The organism is Mycobacterium sp., assembly GCF_035697385.1.
Taxonomy (GTDB): domain Bacteria; phylum Actinomycetota; class Actinomycetes; order Mycobacteriales; family Mycobacteriaceae; genus Mycobacterium.
In genome coordinates this window covers 37220-55848 of record NZ_DASSCY010000268.1, presented here as the reverse complement: position 1 = coordinate 55848, position 18629 = coordinate 37220, and the positions used below count along the sequence as shown (strand labels likewise).

Here is an 18629-nt window from a genome sequence, read left to right as displayed (position 1 = left end):
GGCGAAGTCGGTTACGCCCGGGATGTCGGGCACCTTGGGTTGAGATAGGAAGCCGGTCGCGGTGATCAGGTAGCGCGCGGTGAGCGTCTCACCATCGGCCACCGTGACCCGCCAGGCGCTCGCCTCCTCGTCCCAGCGCGCACCTTCGACGACCGTGTTGAACCGCATGTGCTTGCGCACGTCGAACTTGTCGGCGACGTCGTCGGCGTACCGCTTGATCTCCGGTCCCGGGGTGAACAGCCGCGACCAGTTCGGGTTCGGTTCGAAGAAGTAGGAGTAGGTAGTGGTGGGCACGTCGACGGCAAGGCCGGGGTAGCGGTTGACGTGCCAGGTGCCGCCCAGGTCATCCTCGCGATCGAGGATCACGAAATTGTCGTAACCCAACCGCTTGAGCTGGATGGCCGCGCCGATCCCGCCGAAGCCGGCTCCGACGATGACCACGTCGAATTGCTCCGAAGACATGACCCAGACGGTACCTCAGGTACCGCTAACTTCGACGACCGGCTCAGCCCTTGATCGACCCCGTCCGCGGCGGGTCCAGGGTCGCGACGCAGGTCACCGCGCGGTCGCCCTGTTCCCATGTTTCCGCGGTCGGATACAGCACATACATCTGTATTGAGTCGTCGGTCATGGCATCGGGCGAGTAGGCGGCCAGTTCCGGCTCGCACTTGTTCTGGTACTCCTCGATTGCGGCCTCACCGGGGAAGTCGCCGTCGGGCATATTCAGCACCGCGTAGACCTCGCCGGCATGCGGCTGTTCGCAATCCACGGTCTTGATGGTCAATACCCTTGCGCTGTCAGGGATCTCGGCGAAGCAATCGCCGACCTGGACGTCCGTCGCGGTGACCGTGTCCTTGGCGATGACCAACACCAACACGATGGCGCCGATGACGAACAGCGCGAGGACCCCGGCCACTATTCCGATGATGAGGCCCCACCGCGTCTTCTTCTTCGGCGGTGGGCCACCGTATCCGGGCGGCTGCCCGGCATAGGGCGGCGGCGGAGGAGGTGGGTACGGGCCTTGGGGCCCCGGCGGCTGGTTATACGGTCCCGAGGGCGGCTGGTTATACGGCCCTGACGGAGGTGGACCGTATGGCGGCGGATTGCCCGGCGGCATGCTCACGCGGTGACCTTAGCAGCAAATTTCACGCCACGAGGCGGTCTGACCAGGCGATTACACGAGCAACCGGAGCGCCGCGTCGACCGCCAGCGCCGGGACGTCGAGAGTTTTCGAGCCCAGGTCGTGGCGGGCGCCGGTGATCTCGACGAGCTCGGTGCGGGCAGCGATCAGCGCCGCGGCGTGGCGCAGCTCGTCGATCGTCCCGAACGGGTCGGACGTGCCATGGGTGAACACCGTCGGCACCGAGATCAGCGGCAGGTGTTCGGTGCGGGCGCGCTCCGGCTTGCCGGGCGGATGCAGGGGATAGGAGAACAGGGTCAGCACGTCGACTTCTGCCGCGTCGTTCGCGATCACCATCGATGTCATGCGGCCGCCGTAGGAGTGACCGCCTGCAATGACGGGTCCGGCGGCCAGTGTGTGCGCCAGTTCGATGGCCTCGACGACACCGGCCTGGTCGGCCTTGGCGGCTCCGGACGGCGGGCCTTTTGGTCGACGCCGGCGATACGGCAGGTTGTACCGCACCGCCAGCCAGCCGCGGCTGGCCCACTCATCGCAGATCTTCTTCAGCAGCGGCGACTCCCGGCTGCCGCCTGCACCGTGGGTCAGCACGACGGTGCCTTTGGCCTTGCCCTTGGGCTCGTGCGCGATGCCGGCGATCTGCTCGAGGTTCATGTGTTCAGTCTGAACAATGCCGACACCGGGCCGTGGCCGTGGCCCAATGGGTATGCAGCGCGCAGGCACTCGGTGACCCAGCGCTTTCCGAACTCCACCGCGTCTGGCACCTCGTAGCCGTGCGCGAGAGCGCTGGCCACCGCGGCCGCGAGCGTGTCACCTGCACCATGGTCATTGCCGGTGTCGATGCGGGTTGCGTCGAACTCGTAGAAATCGGTGCCGTCGAACAACAGGTCCGGGCTATGCGAAGAGGACCGCAGGTGCCCGCCCTTGACCAGCGCCCACTGCGGGCCGAGCGCGTGCAGGGCACGGGCCGCGTCGCGTTGGGAATTCGACTCGATGACTTCAATTCCGGTGAGCAGACGAACCTCGTCGAGGTTGGGCGTCACCAGCGTCGCCAACGGAAACAGTTGGCCCTTAAGGGAATCCAACGCGCTGGGATGCAGCAGTGGATCTCCGTGCATGGATGCGCACACGGGATCGACCACCAGGGGCACCGTGCCGGCAAGGCCTTGACCGCGCCAGGCCTCGGCGATCGTGTCGATGATCGCCGACGACGCCAGCATGCCGGTCTTTGCGGCCTGGACACCGATATCGGAGGCGACCGCCTCGATCTGGCCCGCGATGACCTCAAGGGGAATCTCGTGAAAGCCCTTGACGCCCACCGAGTTCTGGACCGTCACCGCGGTGACGGCGACCAGGCCGTGCACGCCGAGTAACGCGAAGGTGCGCAGGTCGGCCTGGATGCCCGCGCCGCCGCCGGAGTCGGACCCGGCGATCGTCATCACCCGTAGCGGGGTTTCGCCCGGTGGCGTCAGCGGCAGGAATGTCACGGTGCCGCCCCCGCCGCGGCCGCGAGTGTGCGGTTTCGTACGGCCTCATCGGCGTGTTGCGTACGAAACCGCACAGTCGGCGCAAGTGTGGTCATGCGAGTGGAAGATAAACCCGGTTGCCGTGCTCGGCGAACTCTTTCGACTTTTCGGCCATCGCGGCTTCGATCGCCTCCTCAGTGTCTAGGCCGTGCTTCGCGGCGTAGTCACGCACGTCCTGGGTGATGCGCATCGAGCAGAACTTCGGCCCGCACATGGAGCAGAAGTGGGCTGTCTTCGCAGGTGCGGCAGGCAGGGTTTCGTCGTGGAAGGACCGGGCGGTGTCCGGGTCGAGCGACAGCGCGAACTGGTCGTTCCAGCGGAACTCGAACCGTGCCCGTGACAAAGCGTCGTCACGCTGCTGCGCGTGCGGGTGGCCCTTCGCCAGATCGGCTGCGTGGGCGGCGATCTTGTAGGCGATCACGCCGTCCTTGACGTCCTTGCGGTCCGGCAGGCCCAGATGCTCCTTGGGCGTGACGTAGCACAGCATCGCGGTGCCGGCCTGGGCGATGATCGCTGCGCCGATCGCGGAAGTGATGTGGTCGTAGGCCGGCGCGATGTCGGTGGCCAGCGGGCCCAGAGTGTAGAACGGCGCTTCCTCGCACAGCTCTTCCTCCAGCCGCACGTTCTCCACGATTTTGTGCATCGGGATGTGTCCGGGTCCTTCGATCATCACCTGTACGCCATGGGATTTGGCGATCTTGGTCAACTCGCCAAGCGTGCGCAGCTCGGCGAACTGGGCGGCGTCGTTGGCGTCGGCTATCGAACCGGGCCGCAGCCCGTCGCCCAGAGAGAAGGTCACGTCGTAGCGCTGCAGGATTTCGCACAGTTCCTCAAAGTGGGTGTAGAGGAACGATTCCTGGTGATGCGCGAGGCACCAGGCCGCCATGATCGATCCGCCACGGCTGACGATGCCGGTCACCCGCTTGGCGGTCAGAGGAACGTAGCGCAGCAGTACGCCTGCGTGCACCGTCATGTAGTCGACGCCCTGCTCGCATTGCTCGATGACGGTGTCGCGGTACAGCTCCCACGTCAGCTCCGCGGGATCCCCATTGGTCTTTTCCAGTGCCTGGTAGATCGGCACGGTGCCGACGGGCACCGGGGAATTGCGCAGTAGCCACTCGCGGGTCATGTGGATGTCGCGGCCGGTCGACAGGTCCATGATGGTGTCGGCGCCCCAGCGCGTTGCCCACACCATCTTGTCGACCTCTTCGGCGATCGAGCTCGTGACGGCCGAATTGCCAATATTCGCATTGATTTTCACCGCGAACGCCTTGCCGATGATCATCGGCTCGCTCTCGGGGTGGTTGTGGTTGGCGGGGATCACGGCGCGGCCGCGGGCCACCTCGTCGCGCACCAGCTCGGCCGGGACACCCTCGCGGGCGGCGATGAACGCCATCTCGGCGGTGATCTCGCCCGCACGTGCCCGCTGCAACTGGGTGCCGCGGTCACGCACGACGCCTGGCCGTGGCGGTAGGCCCGCGTGCAAATCGATGACCGCGTCGGCATCGGTGTACGGGCCGGAGGTGTCGTACAGGTCGAGGTGCTCGCCGTTGGACAGGTTCACCCGGCGAAACGGAACCCCGTCCCGATAAATCTTCGTGCTGCCCGCGATGGGGCCAGTGGTCACAGATGGATCGACAACAACGCCAGTCATTTCTTCTCCCTACGCCGGCATTACCCGGTCAGGTTCGTACGGTCGACGGCCCCAGCCGTCCTCTCAGCGCACTTGGTGTGCGCTCCCGCGTTCGGACACTGGCCAACCTAGCGCAGTCGGCCGTGCCCGGTCACTGGGAACAGGAATTGCTTGCGATGATTTGCATAGCTAATATATGTGTTTTGATACGTAACTAACGACGTCGACACATAAGCGAAGACACTTGACCACTGAGATTGAGCCCACCAAACCCCCAGTTGTCGCTGATCCTGAACAGGCCGTAGCCGAGACCGCTCGCCGACGCCGGCGCATGGACCACGATCACCCCTTCTACAAGTGGGTGGTGCTGTCCAACACCACGTTGGGCACGCTGCTGGCGACGATCAACGCGTCGATCGTCCTCATCTCCCTTCCGGCAATTTTCCGCGGCATAGGCCTGAACCCGCTGGCGCCGGGCAACGTCAGTTATCTGCTGTGGATGCTGATGGGCTACCTGGTCGTGACGGCCGTGCTGGTGGTCCCGTTCGGCCGCCTCGGCGACATGTTCGGCCGGGTCCGCATCTACAACATCGGTTTCGTGGTGTTCACGCTCTCGGCGATCGCGTTGTCCTTCGATCCGCTGCACCTCGACGCGGGAGCGCTGTGGCTGATCGCCTGGCGGGTGGTCCAGGGCGTCGGTGGCGCGATGTTGATGGCGTCATCGTCGGCGATCCTGACCGACGCGTTCCCGGCCAACCAGCGTGGGATGGCGCTCGGCGTGAACATGGTGGCGGCGGTGGCCGGGTCGTTCCTGGGCCTGCTCATCGGCGGCCTGTTGTCCGAGTGGGACTGGCGCGCGATCTTCTGGGTCGGCGTGCCGATCGGCATCCTCGGCACGATTTGGAGCGTGCGCTCGCTGAAGGAGCTCGGGGTACGGACGCCCGGGCGGTTGGACTGGGCGGGCACGGTGACGTTCGGTGTCGGACTGACGGTCGTGTTGGTCGGGATCACCTACGGAATCCAGCCCTACGGCAACTCGACAACGGGATGGACGAGCCCGTGGGTGCTTGGCGCGATCGGGATCGGGCTGGCATTGCTGGTGGCGTTTTGCCTCATCGAACTGCGGGTGGCCCAGCCGATGGTCAACATCCGGCTGTTCCGGTCGACCGCGTTCGGGATGGGCAACCTCGCCGGCCTGATGTCGTCCGTGGGCCGTGGCGGTCTGCAGTTCATGCTGATCATCTGGCTGCAGGGTATCTGGCTTCCCTTGCGGGGCTACGAGTTTGAATCCACACCGCTGTGGGCGGCCATCTACATGCTGCCGATCACGGTGGGCTTCCTTGTCGCAGGACCAATTGCCGGGTCGCTGTCGGACCGCTTCGGCGCCCGGCCGTTTACCGTCGGCGGGATGGCGCTGATGGCGGGCTCGTTCGTCGCGCTGATGATGATCCCCGTCGACTTCAACTACTGGGTCTTCGCGCTCCTGATCTTCCTGAACGGACTGGGAGGCGGCATCTTCACCGCGCCCAACACCGCGGCGATCATGTCGAGCGTTCCGGCTGCCGAACGTGGTGCCGCGTCGGGTGTGCGCGCAACGTTCTTCAATGCGGGCTCGTCACTGTCGATCGGAATCTTCTTCTCGTTGATGATCGTCGGTCTCGCCAACACGTTGCCGAGCGCGATGAGCGCCGGGCTGCAGGAGCAGGGTGTGTCGGCGACGGTGGCGCACGAAGTGGCGAATCTGCCGCCGGTTGGCAGCCTGTTCGCGGCGTTCTTGGGCTACAACCCGATTGGCGAATTGCTGGGGCCGTCGGGCGCGTTGCAGCAGCCCGGCGTCAACGCCGACGTGCTGACCGGCCAGACATTCTTTCCGCATCTCATCACCGAGCCGTTCCACACCGGCCTCGTAGTGGTGTTCGGCGCGGCGACGGTGATGATGGTGATCGGCTTGATCGCGTCGCTGTTCAACCCGGGTCGCTACGCCGACAACGAGGCGTGACCCGCACTAGCAGGCAGTTCGGCGTTGCGAGTGCGCAATGGAACGTACGAGACTCCATGCTCATCAGCGGTGTATACGACAACAATGGAGTTAGCCATACCGGTGGACCCACTGGCGGATGGCTGACAAGATCCACACATGGCCACGCAAGTGGTGAGTCGTGATGTCGAAACCCAGGCCGTGGGTGAGTTCCTCGCATCCGTGACTGCCGGGCCGTCCGCGCTGATCGTCGAGGGCGAGGCGGGCATCGGCAAGACCACAGTGTGGCTAGCTGCTGTCGAGCGGGCGCATGAGCGCGGGTTTCGCGTGTTGTCGACGCGGGCGACGTCGGCAGAGTCAGTTGCCGCCTACTCCTCGTTAGCCGACTTGTTGGATGAAATTCACGACGACGTCTTCGCCGGGCTGGCACCTCCGCAGCGCATAGCTATGGATCGGGTTCTGTTGCGTGTAAGGGACGATGGTCCGGTGACCGACCAGCGCGCGGTCGCAGCCGCATTCCTATCCGTTGTCAAGCGCCTCGCCGAGGGTTCGGCGGTGCTGGTAGCGATAGACGACCTCCAGTGGCTTGATCCGCCGAGCGCGCAGGTCATCTCATCCGCTGTGCGTCGGCTTTCCGGTGCAGTTGGTGTGCTCGCCACACTGCGCACTGGTGCAGGCGCCGACGGGCCGAAGGTGGCGTTGGAACTTCGCGAGCCGAACCGACTCCGTCGCTTCCGGGTGCCCCCGCTGAGCGTTGGTGCATTGCACAAACTGCTGTTTCATCGCCTCGGACAATCGTTCTCGCGCCCGAAAATGCTGCAGATCCACGAAGTTTCGGGCGGCAATCCGTTCTACGCCCTCGAACTCGCACGCGCCATGGAGGACGGTTCCACGGATGCCGTCACGTCATTGCCGGGAACACTCGCCGGGCTGGTGAGATCAAGGATCGGCCGCTTGACGGCCGACGCACGGCGTGCATTGCTCGCCGCCGCCTGTGTACCCGATCCATCAGTGGGCTTGATTGCCCGTGCCATCGAAACTGACATCGAGCACGTGGTGGCGATCCTGGAGGAGGCCGAAGACAAAGGCATCATCGAAATCGATGGACAGCACATCGGTTTCGCCCATCCGCTCCTCGTCCGCGGCGTATACGGCGAGGCAACCCCAGCGCGCCGCCGGGAGATGCACCGTCGACTGGCCGAGATCGTCGACGACCCCGAACTCACGGCCAGGCACCTCGCCCTTGCCGCAACGACCGGAGACCAGTTGACGCTGGACTCGCTCGACACCGCCGCCGAATTGGCCCGAGTGCGCGGAGCCCCAATCGCCGCAGCTGAACTCCTTGAGTTCGCGATGCGCCTCGGAGGCGACACACCTGACCGCCAGATCCGAGCCGCAGTACATCATTTCAATGCAGGCGAAGCCGCACGAGCCCGCGCGCTCCTCAACAACATCATCGAACGTCCCGCGCCGAAGTCGTTGCGAGCCGCGGCATTACGACTTCTTGGGCTATGGAGCCTGCTGGACGGCAGTTCTCGTGAAGCTGCCGATTTGCTGAACAAGGCTCTCAATGATGCTGGCGACGATCCGGTATTACGAGTGCAAATCCTGGTGCCGCTCGCGTACGTACGATTCAATGTTGGCCGTCGCGACGACGCCGCAAATTGCATTGCTGATGCCGTGCGAACAGCTGAGCGGATTGGACAACCGCAGCTGCTGAGTGAGGCCCTGGCCATGCACGCGCTTGTGAGCTTCTATCTTGGCGATGGTCTGGACGAACCCGCCTTGGCGCGGGCCCTCGAGCTGGAGGACCGCGAAGCGCCGATGTCCGCTCTCCTTGCCGCAACCGTGCAAAGCGCAGTGCTGATGGGCGGGTCGGGTCAGCTCGATAAGGCGCGCGACGAGTTGCTGGCTATTCGTCGGCGCGGCATCGAGCGCGGTGACGAAATCGAACTCTTGATGTTCGCGTTACACGCTGGCCTCAACGGGATTTGGCGGGGCAACTTCGCCGAGTGCGCGCTGATCGCCGAGGACGTGACGGAACGAGCCGTGCAGTTCGGCGGCGACATACCACTTGCGGTGGCGCCGATGCTGCAATCCGCGCTGGCCGCATACGCCGGACAAGAACTTGAGGCTCGGCGCCACGCCAGCGAGGCACTCAAGATCTGTGAACAGAGTGATTCCCCCTTTCTCATCACGGTATGGCCCATCACCGCGCTGGGGTTTCTCGAGGTATCTCTTGGCAATTACAAGGCCGCCCTCGACACCCTCGAACCCTGGCTGCGCGTGGTCGACGCGGCGCCCAACGGAACCGAGATCTTGGTTGCGCCGTTCCTGCCCGATGCGATCGAGGCGATGATCCACCTCGGGCGACTCGACGAGGCCGAGCGCTTCGTCGAGTTGCTCGAGGCCAACGGCAGCCGACTGGACCGCCCGTGGATGCTCGCAGTCGGCACGCGATGCCGCGGCATGTTGCTGGCAGCCACCGGCGACGTCGAAGCGGCGAGCGCTGCAGCAGAGCGCGCGCTGGCGGAACACCAGCGGCTCCCGATGCCGTTCGAGTTGGCCCGCACTCAGCTGCTCATGGGTCAGCTTCAGCGTCGGGAGAAGCAGCGGGAGGCGGCGTCGGCCACGCTGCGGGTGGCGTTGGCGACCTTCGAGGAGCTGGGCACACCGCTGTGGGCGGAACGCGCGCGCGCAGAGTTGGAACGGGCCAGCGGAGTCCGGACCCGGGCCGAACTCACCGCGACCGAGCAACGCGTCGCCGAACTCGCTGCATCGGGTGTCACCAATCGGGAGATGGCTGCCGCATTGTTCATCAGTCCAAAAACGGTGGAGGCCAATCTCTCCCGGGTTTATCGCAAACTCAATATCCGTTCGCGTGCCGAACTCGGGCGGATCATGGCCAGAGCCGAAGCATGAAGATCAGAGAGACCTAACTCGTGCCTGCGAATATGGTCAGTCGCGAGGTCGAGTCCCGGGCCGTTGCCGACTTCCTTGCGGCTGTGCCCTCCGGACCAGCGGCGCTGGTGGTGGAGGGCGAGGCGGGAATCGGAAAGACCACCGTGTGGTTGGCGGCGCTGGAACAAGCACGCGAACTCGGATTTCAGGTGCTGTCAACGCGTGCGACGTCGGCTGAGTCGGTGCTCGCCTATACGTCACTGGCCGCGCTGCTTGATGAGTTGGACGATGCTGCTTTTGCAAGTCTGCCACCGCCCCAACGTCTTGCCATCGATCGTGTTCTGTTGCGCGCGAGCGCCGCCGACGGCCCCGTGACGGACCAGCGGGCCGTCGAAGCAGCGTTTCTCTCGATCGTGCAACGGCTCGCTGAGGAGTCCCCCGTCATGGTGGCCATCGACGATCTGCAGTGGATCGATCCGCCGAGCAAGATGGTCATCTCATCGGCCACGAGGCGACTCACGGGGCCAATTGGTGTGCTTGCCACCGTGCGCGACGCGCCCGAATACGCCGACGCGGGATCATCGCTGGAGTTACGACGGCCGGACAGCAATCGCCGAATTCGCGTACACCCGTTGAGTCTCGGGGCGACGCACGCCGTCCTTTCTGAGCGCCTCGGCCGGTCGTTCTCACGGCCGAAAATGCGTCGTATACATGAGTTTTCGGGCGGCAACCCGTTCTATGCGCTGGAACTGGGACGTGCCATGGAGGACCACACCTGGGGTAATGAGACGGCGCTGCCCGGCAGCCTCGCAGATTTGGTGCGAGCCAGATTGGGTGGTCTGAGCGCCGACGGTCGCGAGGCGCTGCTTGCGGCGGCCTGCCTGGCTACACCCACGTTGGAATTGATCGCGCGTGCCACCGATACTGATGCCGTGGCGGTCCTTGAGGAGGCGGAGAACAAGGGAATCGTCCAAATCGACGGTCACCGAGTCAATTTCAGCCATCCTCTGCTTAGTCGAGGTGCGTACACCGACGCCACACCCTCACGCCGCCGAGAAATGCACCGTCGCCTCGCCGACGTTGTTAGCGAACCGGAGCTCAAGGCCAGGCATCTGGCGCTGTCCACTGCGAGCGGCGACGACCGCACATTACGTGCGCTTGATTCAGCAGCCGAGATGGCACGAACTCGGGGTGCGCCGGACGCGGCGGCTGACCTCATCGAACTGGCGATAGGACTTGGCGGCGACACACCAGAGCGCAGCATCCGGTCTGCCGCCCATCACTTCGAAGCGGGGGATCCAGCCCGCGCGAGGAGTCTGCTCGAGTCAGCCATCGACCGACTGGCACCGGGTGAGATGCGCGCCGAGGCTATGCTCCTGCTCGCCGCCGTCAGAATGCAGGACGACAGCTTCCTCGAGGCTGCGGCCCTGCTGGAACGTGCCATGGCCGAGGCAGAGGACAACGTCACCAGCCAAGTGCGGATGTCGGTCATGCTGGCGTATGCGTTGCTCAACGGCGGGGAACCTGAGTCGGCCTGCCGCCGCGCCGACGATGCGGTGGCGCTTGCTTACCGCCTCGGCGAGCCGAACCTGCTGAGTCAAGCACTCGGCATGCGCGTGACGTTGCGCTTCGTACTCGGTGAAGGTGTCGACGAGGCAGAAATGCGACACGCTCTCGAGCTGGGCGACGAGGCGGCGGATGTTCCGCTTTCCGCTCGCCCCGCTGTGCAGAATGCCTTTCTGCTCGCATGGACCGGACAGCTGGACGACGCGGCACGCCAAATGGCCGTGATCCGAAAACGCTGCATTGAACGCGGTGAGGAGAGTGAACTCATCTATCTCGGTTTTCACATCGCGCTCATTCAGGTGTGGCGGGGCAAGCTCGCCGAAGCCGAACTCATCGCGGAGGACAGCACGGAACGGGCGCTCCAACTGAATGGCGACCTGCCGATGTGCATCGCCCTCGCGATCAGGGCAACGAACGGGGCGTACGCCGGCCGAGTGGATGAGGTTCGTCGCGATGCGATGGACGCTCTCGCAGGGGCAAAGCGTTGCGGCTCGCAGCGATTGTCCGAATGGCCGATCACAAGCCTGGGTTTCCTCGAGGTGTCACTCGGCAACTACGAGGCGGCGTTGCGCACGCTGGTGCCGTTGCTGGCCGGTCTCGAGCGGCTGCCGAATTCCACCGAGATCATCACCGCAGCGTATCTACCCGATGCGGCCGAGGCGATGACTGGACTCGGACGACTCGATGACGCAGAGCAGATCGTCAATGTGCTTGAACGCAACGGTGATCGGCTCGACCGCGCGTGGATGCTCGCCGTTGGCGCACGCTGCCGGAGCATGCTGCTGGCGGCTCATGGTGACCTCGAAGGGGCCAGATCGGCCGCAGAGCGCGCGCTGCGTGAACATCAACGCCTCCCGATGCCGTTCGAGCTGGCACGAACACAGTTGGTCATGGGACAGATTCAGCGTCGCCAGCGACATAGGGACGCCGCGGGGGCCACTCTGCGGGAGGCGCTGGCGGCCTTTGAGCACCTGGGCACGCGTCTGTGGGCGGATCGGGCTCGCGCAGAACTGAAACGGGCCACCGGCACCCGGACCGGGGCGGCCGAACTCACCGCCTCGGAGCAGCGGGTGGCAGAGCTCGCAGCCACAGGCATCACCAATCGCGAAATGGCCTCTGCGCTGTTCATCAGCCCAAAAACAGTGGAAGCCAACCTTTCCCGGATCTATCGCAAGCTCAACATCCGCTCGCGTGCTGAACTTGGACGGATCATGGGCGGCGCCGATGAATAGGAAACACCTGGTGGCGCGAATACGGCGCGCCGCGCAATACAGGTAGTGGGGTACTCGTGCGCCGGTCCCCGGCGCACCGAAGAGTGATTCCGTGCGAGCAGCGTTCTTTCCAATCCAGGAGTTGCGAGTCTGGAGAATTCTGCATTATTTAGCTGTTCGTACCCCATTCACGCCTGCGTAAGGAGTTAGCCCGAGTGGACGTGCGAGCAGCCGGCTGCCAGTATTCGTTCGTGTCCACGCAGGTGGTTAGCCGTCAGGCGGAATCGCGGGCGGTTGACGACTTCCTCGCCTCGGTTTCATCGGGGCCTGCGGCGCTCATGGTGGAGGGTGAGGCCGGTATCGGCAAGACCACCATGTGGTTGGCAGCACTGGAACGCGCGTACGACCTTGGGTTTCGGGTGTTGTCGTCGCGGGCGACGGCAGCGGAATCAGTGTTGGCATATTCGTCATTGGCAGGGCTGTTGGAGGAGTTGGACGAGGCTGCTTTTGGGCATCTCCCGCCGCCGCAGCGACTTGCGATCGACCGGGTTCTATTGCGGGTCAGCGCCGACGGCCCGGTGACCGATCGGCGTGCCGTGGCAGCAGGCTTTATTTCCGTCGTGGAGCGGCTCGCCGAAGAGTCGCGGGTGTTGATCGCGGTCGACGATCTGCAGTGGCTCGATCCGACCAGCTTGGGCATTGTCTCGTGGGCCGCGCGACGGCTTACCTGCCCGGTTGGTTTTCTCGCGACTGTGCGCACCGGTCCGGGCAGTGGCCGGGTAGGACCGGGCCTGGAACTGAGTCGGCCAGACGGGCTGAACCGCATTCGCGTGGGTCCGCTGAGCACAGGCGCATTGCATGCGGTGCTATCCGAGCGGTTCGGGCGGTCGTTCTCGCGACCGAAAATGACCCAGATTCACGATGTTTCGGGTGGTAACCCGTTTTATGCCATCGAGCTGGCGAGGGCAATGGATAGCCAGAAGACGCGTGGTAGAGCATCGTTGCCGAATACCCTCGCCGAGTTGGTGCGGGCCAGGATCGGTGCCTTGGCAGTCGACGCTCGGGAGGTATTGCTTGCCGCGGCGTGCCTCGGCGATCCCACGGTCGAGTTGATAGGGCGAGCGAACAACACTGACGTCGCACACATACTGGCGGTTCTCGAGGAGGCTCAGGACAAGGGCATTGTCGAAATCGATGGACACCGTGTGCGTTTCAGCCATCCGCTTCTGACCCGTGGGGTGTACAGCGACACCACCACAGCCCGCCGCCGTGCGATGCACCGCCGCCTGGCCGAGATCATCGAGGAGCCTGAACTCAAGGCCAGGCACCTGGCGCTGGCTGCCGCGACAGGCGACCAGCTCACGTTGAACTCGCTGGATACCGCCGCAGAATTGGCGCGCAAGCGAGGAGCTCCTGCCGCCGCAGCAGAACTCCTGGAGCTCGCAATCGGACTCGGCGGTGACACCCCGGAACGCCGGATCGAGTTGGCACGCCACCACTTCAACGCCGGCGATACCGGGCGAGCACGGGCTCTGCTCCTGGACACCATCGCGCAGCTGGGCCCCGGCCCGCTGCGGGCACAGGCGTCCAGCCTGCTTGGTTTTGTGCATCTTTTCGACGACGGTTTCGTGGAGGCCGCCAGCGTGCTCGAGCGCGCATTGGACGACGCGGGAGACAATCTCGCGCTGCGAACGCGGCTCTTGATTGCACTGTCGTACATCCGATACAACGCGGGGCGTTTCGGTGCCGCTGCGCGCAGCATCGAGGACGCCGTCGTTCATGCCGAACGGCTTGGGCAGCCGCATCCTCTGAGTCAGGCACTCAGCATGCGGGCCATTCTGTGGTTCTTGCGCGGCGACGGTCTTGACGAGGCCAGCCTGGCCCGCGCGGTGGAGTTGGAGGACCACCACGCCGACATCCCGATGGCTTTCCGCCCCAGCATGCAGAACGCCATGCTGCTGGGCTGGACCGGGCGGCTCGATGCGGCCCACCACGAGTTGGCGTCCATTCGGCGGCGCTGCGTCGAGCGCGGCGAAGAGAACGAACTGATGTTCGTTGCCGTGCACAGTGTTCTGGTCGAAATTTGGCGGGGCAACTTCACCGGCGCCGCCCTGATCGCTGAGGACACCGTGGAGCGGGCCCTGCAGCTGGGCGGCGACGTCCCGTTGTTTGTGGCGATGACCATTCGGGCCGCGCTGGCCACCTACGCCGGCCGAGAGGCCCAGGCCCGGCACGACACCAGCGAGGCGCTCGCGGCCAGCCAGCGAAGCGGCGCAAACCTTTTGGTGGTCTGGACGCTCACCACGTTGGGTTTCCTCGAGGTGTCCCTTGGCAATTACGGCGCCGCGCTGAGCGCCGTCGCGCCCCTGCTGTACAACCTCAACGTTTCACCCGATGCGACGGAGATTCCCGCCGCATCGTTCGTCCCTGACGCCGTCGAATCCCTGGTTGCACTGGGTAGGCTCGCCGACGCGGAGCCGCTCGTCGGCGTGCTCGAACGCAACGGCGCCCGGCTTGACCGCGCCTGGATGCAGGCAGTGGGCGCTCGGTGCCGCGGCATGCTGCTGGCAGCCCACGGCGACGTCGACGCGGCCAGCCTTGCCGCCCAGGCGGCGATGGCCCACCATGATCGGCTGCCTATGCCGTTCGAACGCGCCCGCACTCAGTTGCTGGTTGGTCAGCTCCAGCGTCGCCAACGGAAGAGGGACGCCGCGTCGACGACGCTGCGGGAGGCGTTGGCGACATTCGAGGATTTGGGCGCGCCGCTGTGGGCGGAACGTGCACGCGCAGAACTGAATCGGGCCAGCGGCACCCGGACACGAGCCGAACTCACCGCTTCGGAGCAACGTGTCGCCGAACTCGCGGCCACAGGTGTCACCAATCGCGCGATGGCAGCGGCGTTGTTTATTAGCCCGAAAACGGTGGAGACCAACCTGTCTCGCATCTATCAAAAGCTCGGTATCCGCTCGCGGGCCGAGCTCGGGCGGCTCATGGGCAGAGCCGATGAGTAGGGAAACACCTGATTCACCGTGCGAGCATTTGACTTAGCTTGACGCGATGAGCATCGCCGCGCCGGCACTCGAGCATTTCCTCGTCGAGTGGTATCGGCCCGCAATCGCCGATGAGCCGCTCGATCTCAGCGTCGCGCGCCTCATGGAGTGTGCGGCGTCCGTCTCCGCCTCCGGGTCCCCCGTGAGCCTGCTTGCCACGCTTGCCATACCCAGCGACGAGATCGTCTTGGCTGTGTTCGATTCCGCGTCCGAGCAATCCGTTGCCGACGTGTGTCGCGAAGCAGGATTTCCTGCTCAGCGAGTCACCGCCGCGGTTGATGCTCGGTTCTGGCGCAAAACGTAGGGAATCACCTGATTCAAGCGATACCGCGTTGTCACTAGCGTCAAATCCGCTGGATTTAGCGTCTACACGGAGGCGATGACGAGTGCCCACCCGCAAATCTTCCGCCGTCCGACCGGCCGCCGAACGCCCGTTGCCCAGACACCGTTTGGATCCCGCCGCCACGCGTAGACAATCGTCGTTCGCGGCCATGCGTCGCAGAGGTGGCGTGGTGTTGTTCGCTGGTGGACTGGCCGTCTGTGGCCTCGCGCTGTACCAACCGGCCGAGCCGCCATCACCCGTAGTGCTGACCAACGCTACGACCGGCGACGCCTCGGGTGGGACGAGTGGGTCCGCGTCGGGTGGGACGAGTGGGACCGCGTCGGGTGGGACGAGTGGCAGCGCCTCGGGTGGGACGAGTGGGAGCGCCTCGGGTGGGACCAGTGGCAACACCTCCGGAACTCCGGGCGGTTTCTTCGGCTTCTTCGGGGATCTCGTCTCGCGGGCGCTGGCCTTCCTTGGCGGACTCATCAGTGCATTCCTGGGCTTGCTCGGGCTGTCGGGCCGCCCGGGCGGCCGCAGCGGCAGTGGCGGATGGTGGTTCTTCTAGGCAAAGGCCCGACACGACACCGCAGCCCGGTCGTCAACAAGCTGTCGGGCCTCGGGCAACGGTTTGAGAGGTCAGTTGTCGGCGAGGCGATAATCAGCGGGATCGTGACCCTGATCGTCCTCATCGGGGTGGTGTGGAACCTGCCGGATTCCCCAATCAAGCGGACGATGACGCCAACACTGCGTCCGATCGCCGCCGCGACCGGGCTGCAGCAAAACTGGCGAATGTATGCGCCAGAGCCGGTTTCGAGTCTCGAGGACATGCAGGTACGCGTCACGATGGCCGACGGCTCTGAACGCGTGTGGACCTGGCATCGCGGCGATCGGGTGATCGGCCCGTTTGCCTGGTATCACTGGCAAAAACTCAAGGAGCAGGCGATCCGCGTGCCCGCCAGCCGGCCGGGAATCGCGCACTGGGTCGTCCGCGAGCTCACCACTCCCGCGGAACGTCCTGTGCGCGTTCAGATGTTGTTCAGCAATGAACTCCTGCCGGCTCCGGGCGAGGATGGTCCCAAAACCGTAACGGTGGAGACGATCTACGACGAAGCCCTGAACGGCCGGCCATGACCGAATCGGCTCGCACCTCCGGATCCCTCATCAGAGCACTCACTGACAGGTGGCGGACATTCTGGTTTCGCCCCGAACCCGCTTACACCCTCGGCGCCGTCAGAATTGCCTTCGGCGCTCTCGCAACACTGTGGACGCTGTCGCTGACGCCGGATTTGGACGCTCTCTTCAGCTCGGACGGCGTCGTTGCACAGCAACCCACGAGGCCCTTCGAGTGGGGGGTTTTCGAGATCTGGACCGATGACCGGGCTTTGATCATCGGTTGGACGCTACTGCTGGTGTCCGCGATCGCGTTGACAGTCGGGTGGCACAGCAGACTGGCCGCGCTGATCGTTTGTGTCCTCGTCATGTCGTTCGAATTCCGCAATCCCTACGTTTTCAACTCAGGTGACAACCTGATACGCGTCGAGGCGCTGATTCTCGCGCTGTCGCCGTGCGGGACAGCGCTATCACTGGATCAGCGCCGGACGACCGGGTCGTTCTGGTCGGCCCAGATCCGTGCGCCGTGGGCGATTCGGCTCATGCAAGTTCAGCTGACGCTGATCTACCTGGCCACCTTCCAGAGCCGGATGACCGGCGAGAAATGGCCCGACGGCACAGCGATGTCGTATGCGCTTCGGCTCGAAGACATGTTGATAATCCCGACCCCGCAATGGATCTCCACCAGTGCGCTCCTGATGAACGTCGCGACATGGGGCACACTGCTTGTCGAGCTGATGATCGGGATACTGGTCTGGAACCGGCGATGCCGGCCCGTGGTGCTGGTCGTCGGCCTGGTACTGCACTCCATCATTCTGGTCACCGTTGCCGTTGGTTTCTTCAGCCCGGCCATGTTCGTGCTGTATCTCGCGTTCGTCTCACCGGAAATCATCCGGCAACTGCCTTCGCGATTAGAGCACTGGCGAAATCGCCGCGCCGCGACCAGATCTGAGCAGCCAACCGAGCGGGTCGCGACATGACCACTACCCGCCCATCACCGCTACGGATTCACGACGACGGGTATGCGAAGAGGTACTTGGCTCGCGACATTGAAAAGGTTGGGCATTCTGCGCGGAGATGCTGATGTGGCGTCATCATCGGCCCCACCTGGCATTCCTTGGCTGCCTCCGGGTCGATCGCACGCACTACGGAGTCGACCGGTTGATGGTGCGGCGTCGCGACCAGCACTGCCACCGCCAAGTAGGTTGACTACGAGTTATCCACAGCCAGCCCGGGTATCCCGATTCACATGACAACCACGAGCGACAGCAGGCCACGCGAAGTTCGACAGCAGGCACAGCAGCAAGCCGAAGAAGCGCGCGTGCAGATGAATGCCCGGCGTCGTCAGCACGACGAAGGTCTTACCGGCTGGCTGAACAAACGCGCCGGCGAATGGGAGCTGAGCGGGCCGGACGAGGCGACGATGCAGCGGCAGAAATACTTCTGGAACGCGCTCGTCGACTATTGGTTCCGGATGGAGTTCGACGGCTGGGAGAACCTTCCTGAGCCGCCAGTCCTGCTGGTGGGAATTCACTCGGGTGCGCCCTTCGTGTGGGACGCGTGGACAGTCGGCGTTCAGTGGTGGCGTCGGTTCGGTGAGGAAAGGCCGCTGCACGGAACCGCCCACGATGCGCTGATGGCTATCCCGCTGATCGGCCGCTACTTCCGTGCGATGGGTGTGCTCCCGGCGGCGCCGGACTCGATGGCCACAGCGTTGGCAGAGGGACGCGACGTCGCGGTGTGGCCCGGCGGTGAGGTTGATTCGCTGCGGCCATGGGCTGAGCGTGATCGCGCTAATCTGGCCGGCCGCAAGGGCTTTGTGAAGATGGCGATTCGCGCCGGTGTGCCGATCGTGCCGATCGCGACCGTCGGCGGTGGCGACGCGATGCCGGTGCTGATTCGCGGCGATCAGTTGTCGCGTGCGCTGCAACTGGACAAACTGTTGCGTATCAAGGTGTTTCCGCTTGCGGTCTCGCTGCCGTGGGGCATCGCGCCGGCGGCGCTGCCGCAGTTCCCACTGCCGGCCAAAATCCGCACTCGGCTGATGCCGGCCGTCGAACTGGATCATGATCCGCAGCGTGCCGACGACGACGGGTACGTCGAAGAGAAGTACTGGGAAGTGCAGAACACCATCCAGCGCGGCATGGATGCCTTGGCGCGCAAGCGCGCGTTCCCGCTGTTCGGGTGATGG

14 protein-coding genes and 1 riboswitch are annotated in these 18629 nt (G+C 64.7%); of the genes, 9 read left to right on the top strand and 5 right to left on the bottom strand.

What is annotated here, in order from left to right; all coding sequences use genetic code 11:
• The 5 genes from VFH65_RS22715 to thiC form a co-directional block, all read right to left on the bottom strand.
• On the bottom strand, positions 1-462 hold a 462-nt coding region (locus VFH65_RS22715; RefSeq protein WP_353324441.1), incomplete at its 3' end, for a flavin-containing monooxygenase.
• A 43-nt stretch (positions 463-505) separates the two neighbouring features.
• Positions 506-1123, bottom strand: coding sequence for a septum formation family protein (locus VFH65_RS22710; protein WP_353324440.1), 618 nt, complete (start codon positions 1121-1123; stop codon positions 506-508).
• Positions 1124-1174: 51 nt separating this feature from the next.
• The gene (locus VFH65_RS22705) at positions 1175-1792 is read right to left on the bottom strand and encodes an alpha/beta family hydrolase (RefSeq protein WP_353324438.1); all 618 of its coding nucleotides are present in this window, start codon (positions 1790-1792) and stop codon (positions 1175-1177) included.
• Positions 1789-2625 (bottom strand): bifunctional hydroxymethylpyrimidine kinase/phosphomethylpyrimidine kinase, encoded by an 837-nt coding sequence (gene thiD, locus VFH65_RS22700; protein WP_353324436.1) that lies wholly within the window; start codon positions 2623-2625, stop codon positions 1789-1791. The genes VFH65_RS22705 and thiD overlap by 4 nt, the downstream gene beginning before the upstream one ends.
• A gap of 91 nt (positions 2626-2716) precedes the next feature.
• Entirely contained in the window at positions 2717-4318 is a 1602-nt protein-coding gene (gene thiC / locus VFH65_RS22695; protein ID WP_353324434.1) for a phosphomethylpyrimidine synthase ThiC, read from the bottom strand.
• Positions 4308-4417: riboswitch (TPP riboswitch) on the bottom strand. (Overlaps the previous gene by 11 nt.)
• A 211-nt stretch (positions 4418-4628) precedes the next feature.
• On the opposite strand from thiC, the gene VFH65_RS22690 reads away from it, so the two are divergent.
• The 9 genes from VFH65_RS22690 (at position 4629) to VFH65_RS22650 (ending at position 18626) form a co-directional block, all read left to right on the top strand.
• Complete coding sequence (locus tag VFH65_RS22690; RefSeq protein ID WP_353324447.1) at positions 4629-6296, top strand: MFS transporter; 1668 nt, start codon at positions 4629-4631, stop codon at positions 6294-6296.
• Positions 6297-6434: 138 nt separating this feature from the next.
• On the top strand, positions 6435-9197 hold the full coding sequence (locus VFH65_RS22685) for an ATP-binding protein (RefSeq protein ID WP_353324432.1): 2763 nt from the start codon (positions 6435-6437) through the stop codon (positions 9195-9197).
• Positions 9198-9229: 32 nt separating this feature from the next.
• Complete coding sequence (locus VFH65_RS22680; protein ID WP_353324431.1) at positions 9230-11974, top strand: ATP-binding protein; 2745 nt, start codon at positions 9230-9232, stop codon at positions 11972-11974.
• Positions 11975-12204: 230 nt separating this feature from the next.
• On the top strand, positions 12205-14964 hold the full coding sequence (locus VFH65_RS22675) for a helix-turn-helix transcriptional regulator (protein ID WP_353324429.1): 2760 nt from the start codon (positions 12205-12207) through the stop codon (positions 14962-14964).
• A 46-nt stretch (positions 14965-15010) separates the two neighbouring features.
• Positions 15011-15307 carry a hypothetical protein gene (locus VFH65_RS22670; protein ID WP_353324427.1) on the top strand — a complete coding sequence of 99 codons (297 nt, stop codon included), beginning with the start codon at positions 15011-15013 and terminating at the stop codon, positions 15305-15307.
• 208 nt (positions 15308-15515) lie between these two features.
• On the top strand, positions 15516-15893 hold the full coding sequence (locus tag VFH65_RS22665; RefSeq protein WP_353324425.1) for a hypothetical protein: 378 nt from the start codon (positions 15516-15518) through the stop codon (positions 15891-15893).
• A 104-nt stretch (positions 15894-15997) separates the two neighbouring features.
• Positions 15998-16459: a hypothetical protein gene (locus VFH65_RS22660; RefSeq protein WP_353324423.1), complete on the top strand. Its 462-nt coding sequence runs from the start codon at positions 15998-16000 to the stop codon at positions 16457-16459.
• Complete coding sequence (locus VFH65_RS22655) at positions 16456-17418, top strand: HTTM domain-containing protein (RefSeq protein ID WP_353324421.1); 963 nt, start codon at positions 16456-16458, stop codon at positions 17416-17418. Before VFH65_RS22660 ends, VFH65_RS22655 begins: the two co-directional genes overlap by 4 nt.
• 269 nt (positions 17419-17687) lie before the next feature.
• The gene (locus tag VFH65_RS22650; RefSeq protein ID WP_353324419.1) at positions 17688-18626 is read left to right on the top strand and encodes a lysophospholipid acyltransferase family protein; all 939 of its coding nucleotides are present in this window, start codon (positions 17688-17690) and stop codon (positions 18624-18626) included.
• The last annotated feature ends 3 nt before the right edge of the window (positions 18627-18629 follow it).

Coding starts and splice junctions, on each gene's coding strand:
- VFH65_RS22690 (WP_353324447.1), top strand. CDS start 4,629: ATGGACCACGATCACCCCTTCTACAAGTGGGTGGTGCTGTCCAACACC.
- thiC (WP_353324434.1), bottom strand. CDS start 4,318: ATGACTGGCGTTGTTGTCGATCCATCTGTGACCACTGGCCCCATCGCG.
- VFH65_RS22650 (WP_353324419.1), top strand. CDS start 17,688: ATGACAACCACGAGCGACAGCAGGCCACGCGAAGTTCGACAGCAGGCA.
- VFH65_RS22685 (WP_353324432.1), top strand. CDS start 6,435: ATGGCCACGCAAGTGGTGAGTCGTGATGTCGAAACCCAGGCCGTGGGT.
- VFH65_RS22670 (WP_353324427.1), top strand. CDS start 15,011: ATGAGCATCGCCGCGCCGGCACTCGAGCATTTCCTCGTCGAGTGGTAT.
- VFH65_RS22655 (WP_353324421.1), top strand. CDS start 16,456: ATGACCGAATCGGCTCGCACCTCCGGATCCCTCATCAGAGCACTCACT.
- VFH65_RS22680 (WP_353324431.1), top strand. CDS start 9,230: ATGGTCAGTCGCGAGGTCGAGTCCCGGGCCGTTGCCGACTTCCTTGCG.
- VFH65_RS22705 (WP_353324438.1), bottom strand. CDS start 1,792: ATGAACCTCGAGCAGATCGCCGGCATCGCGCACGAGCCCAAGGGCAAG.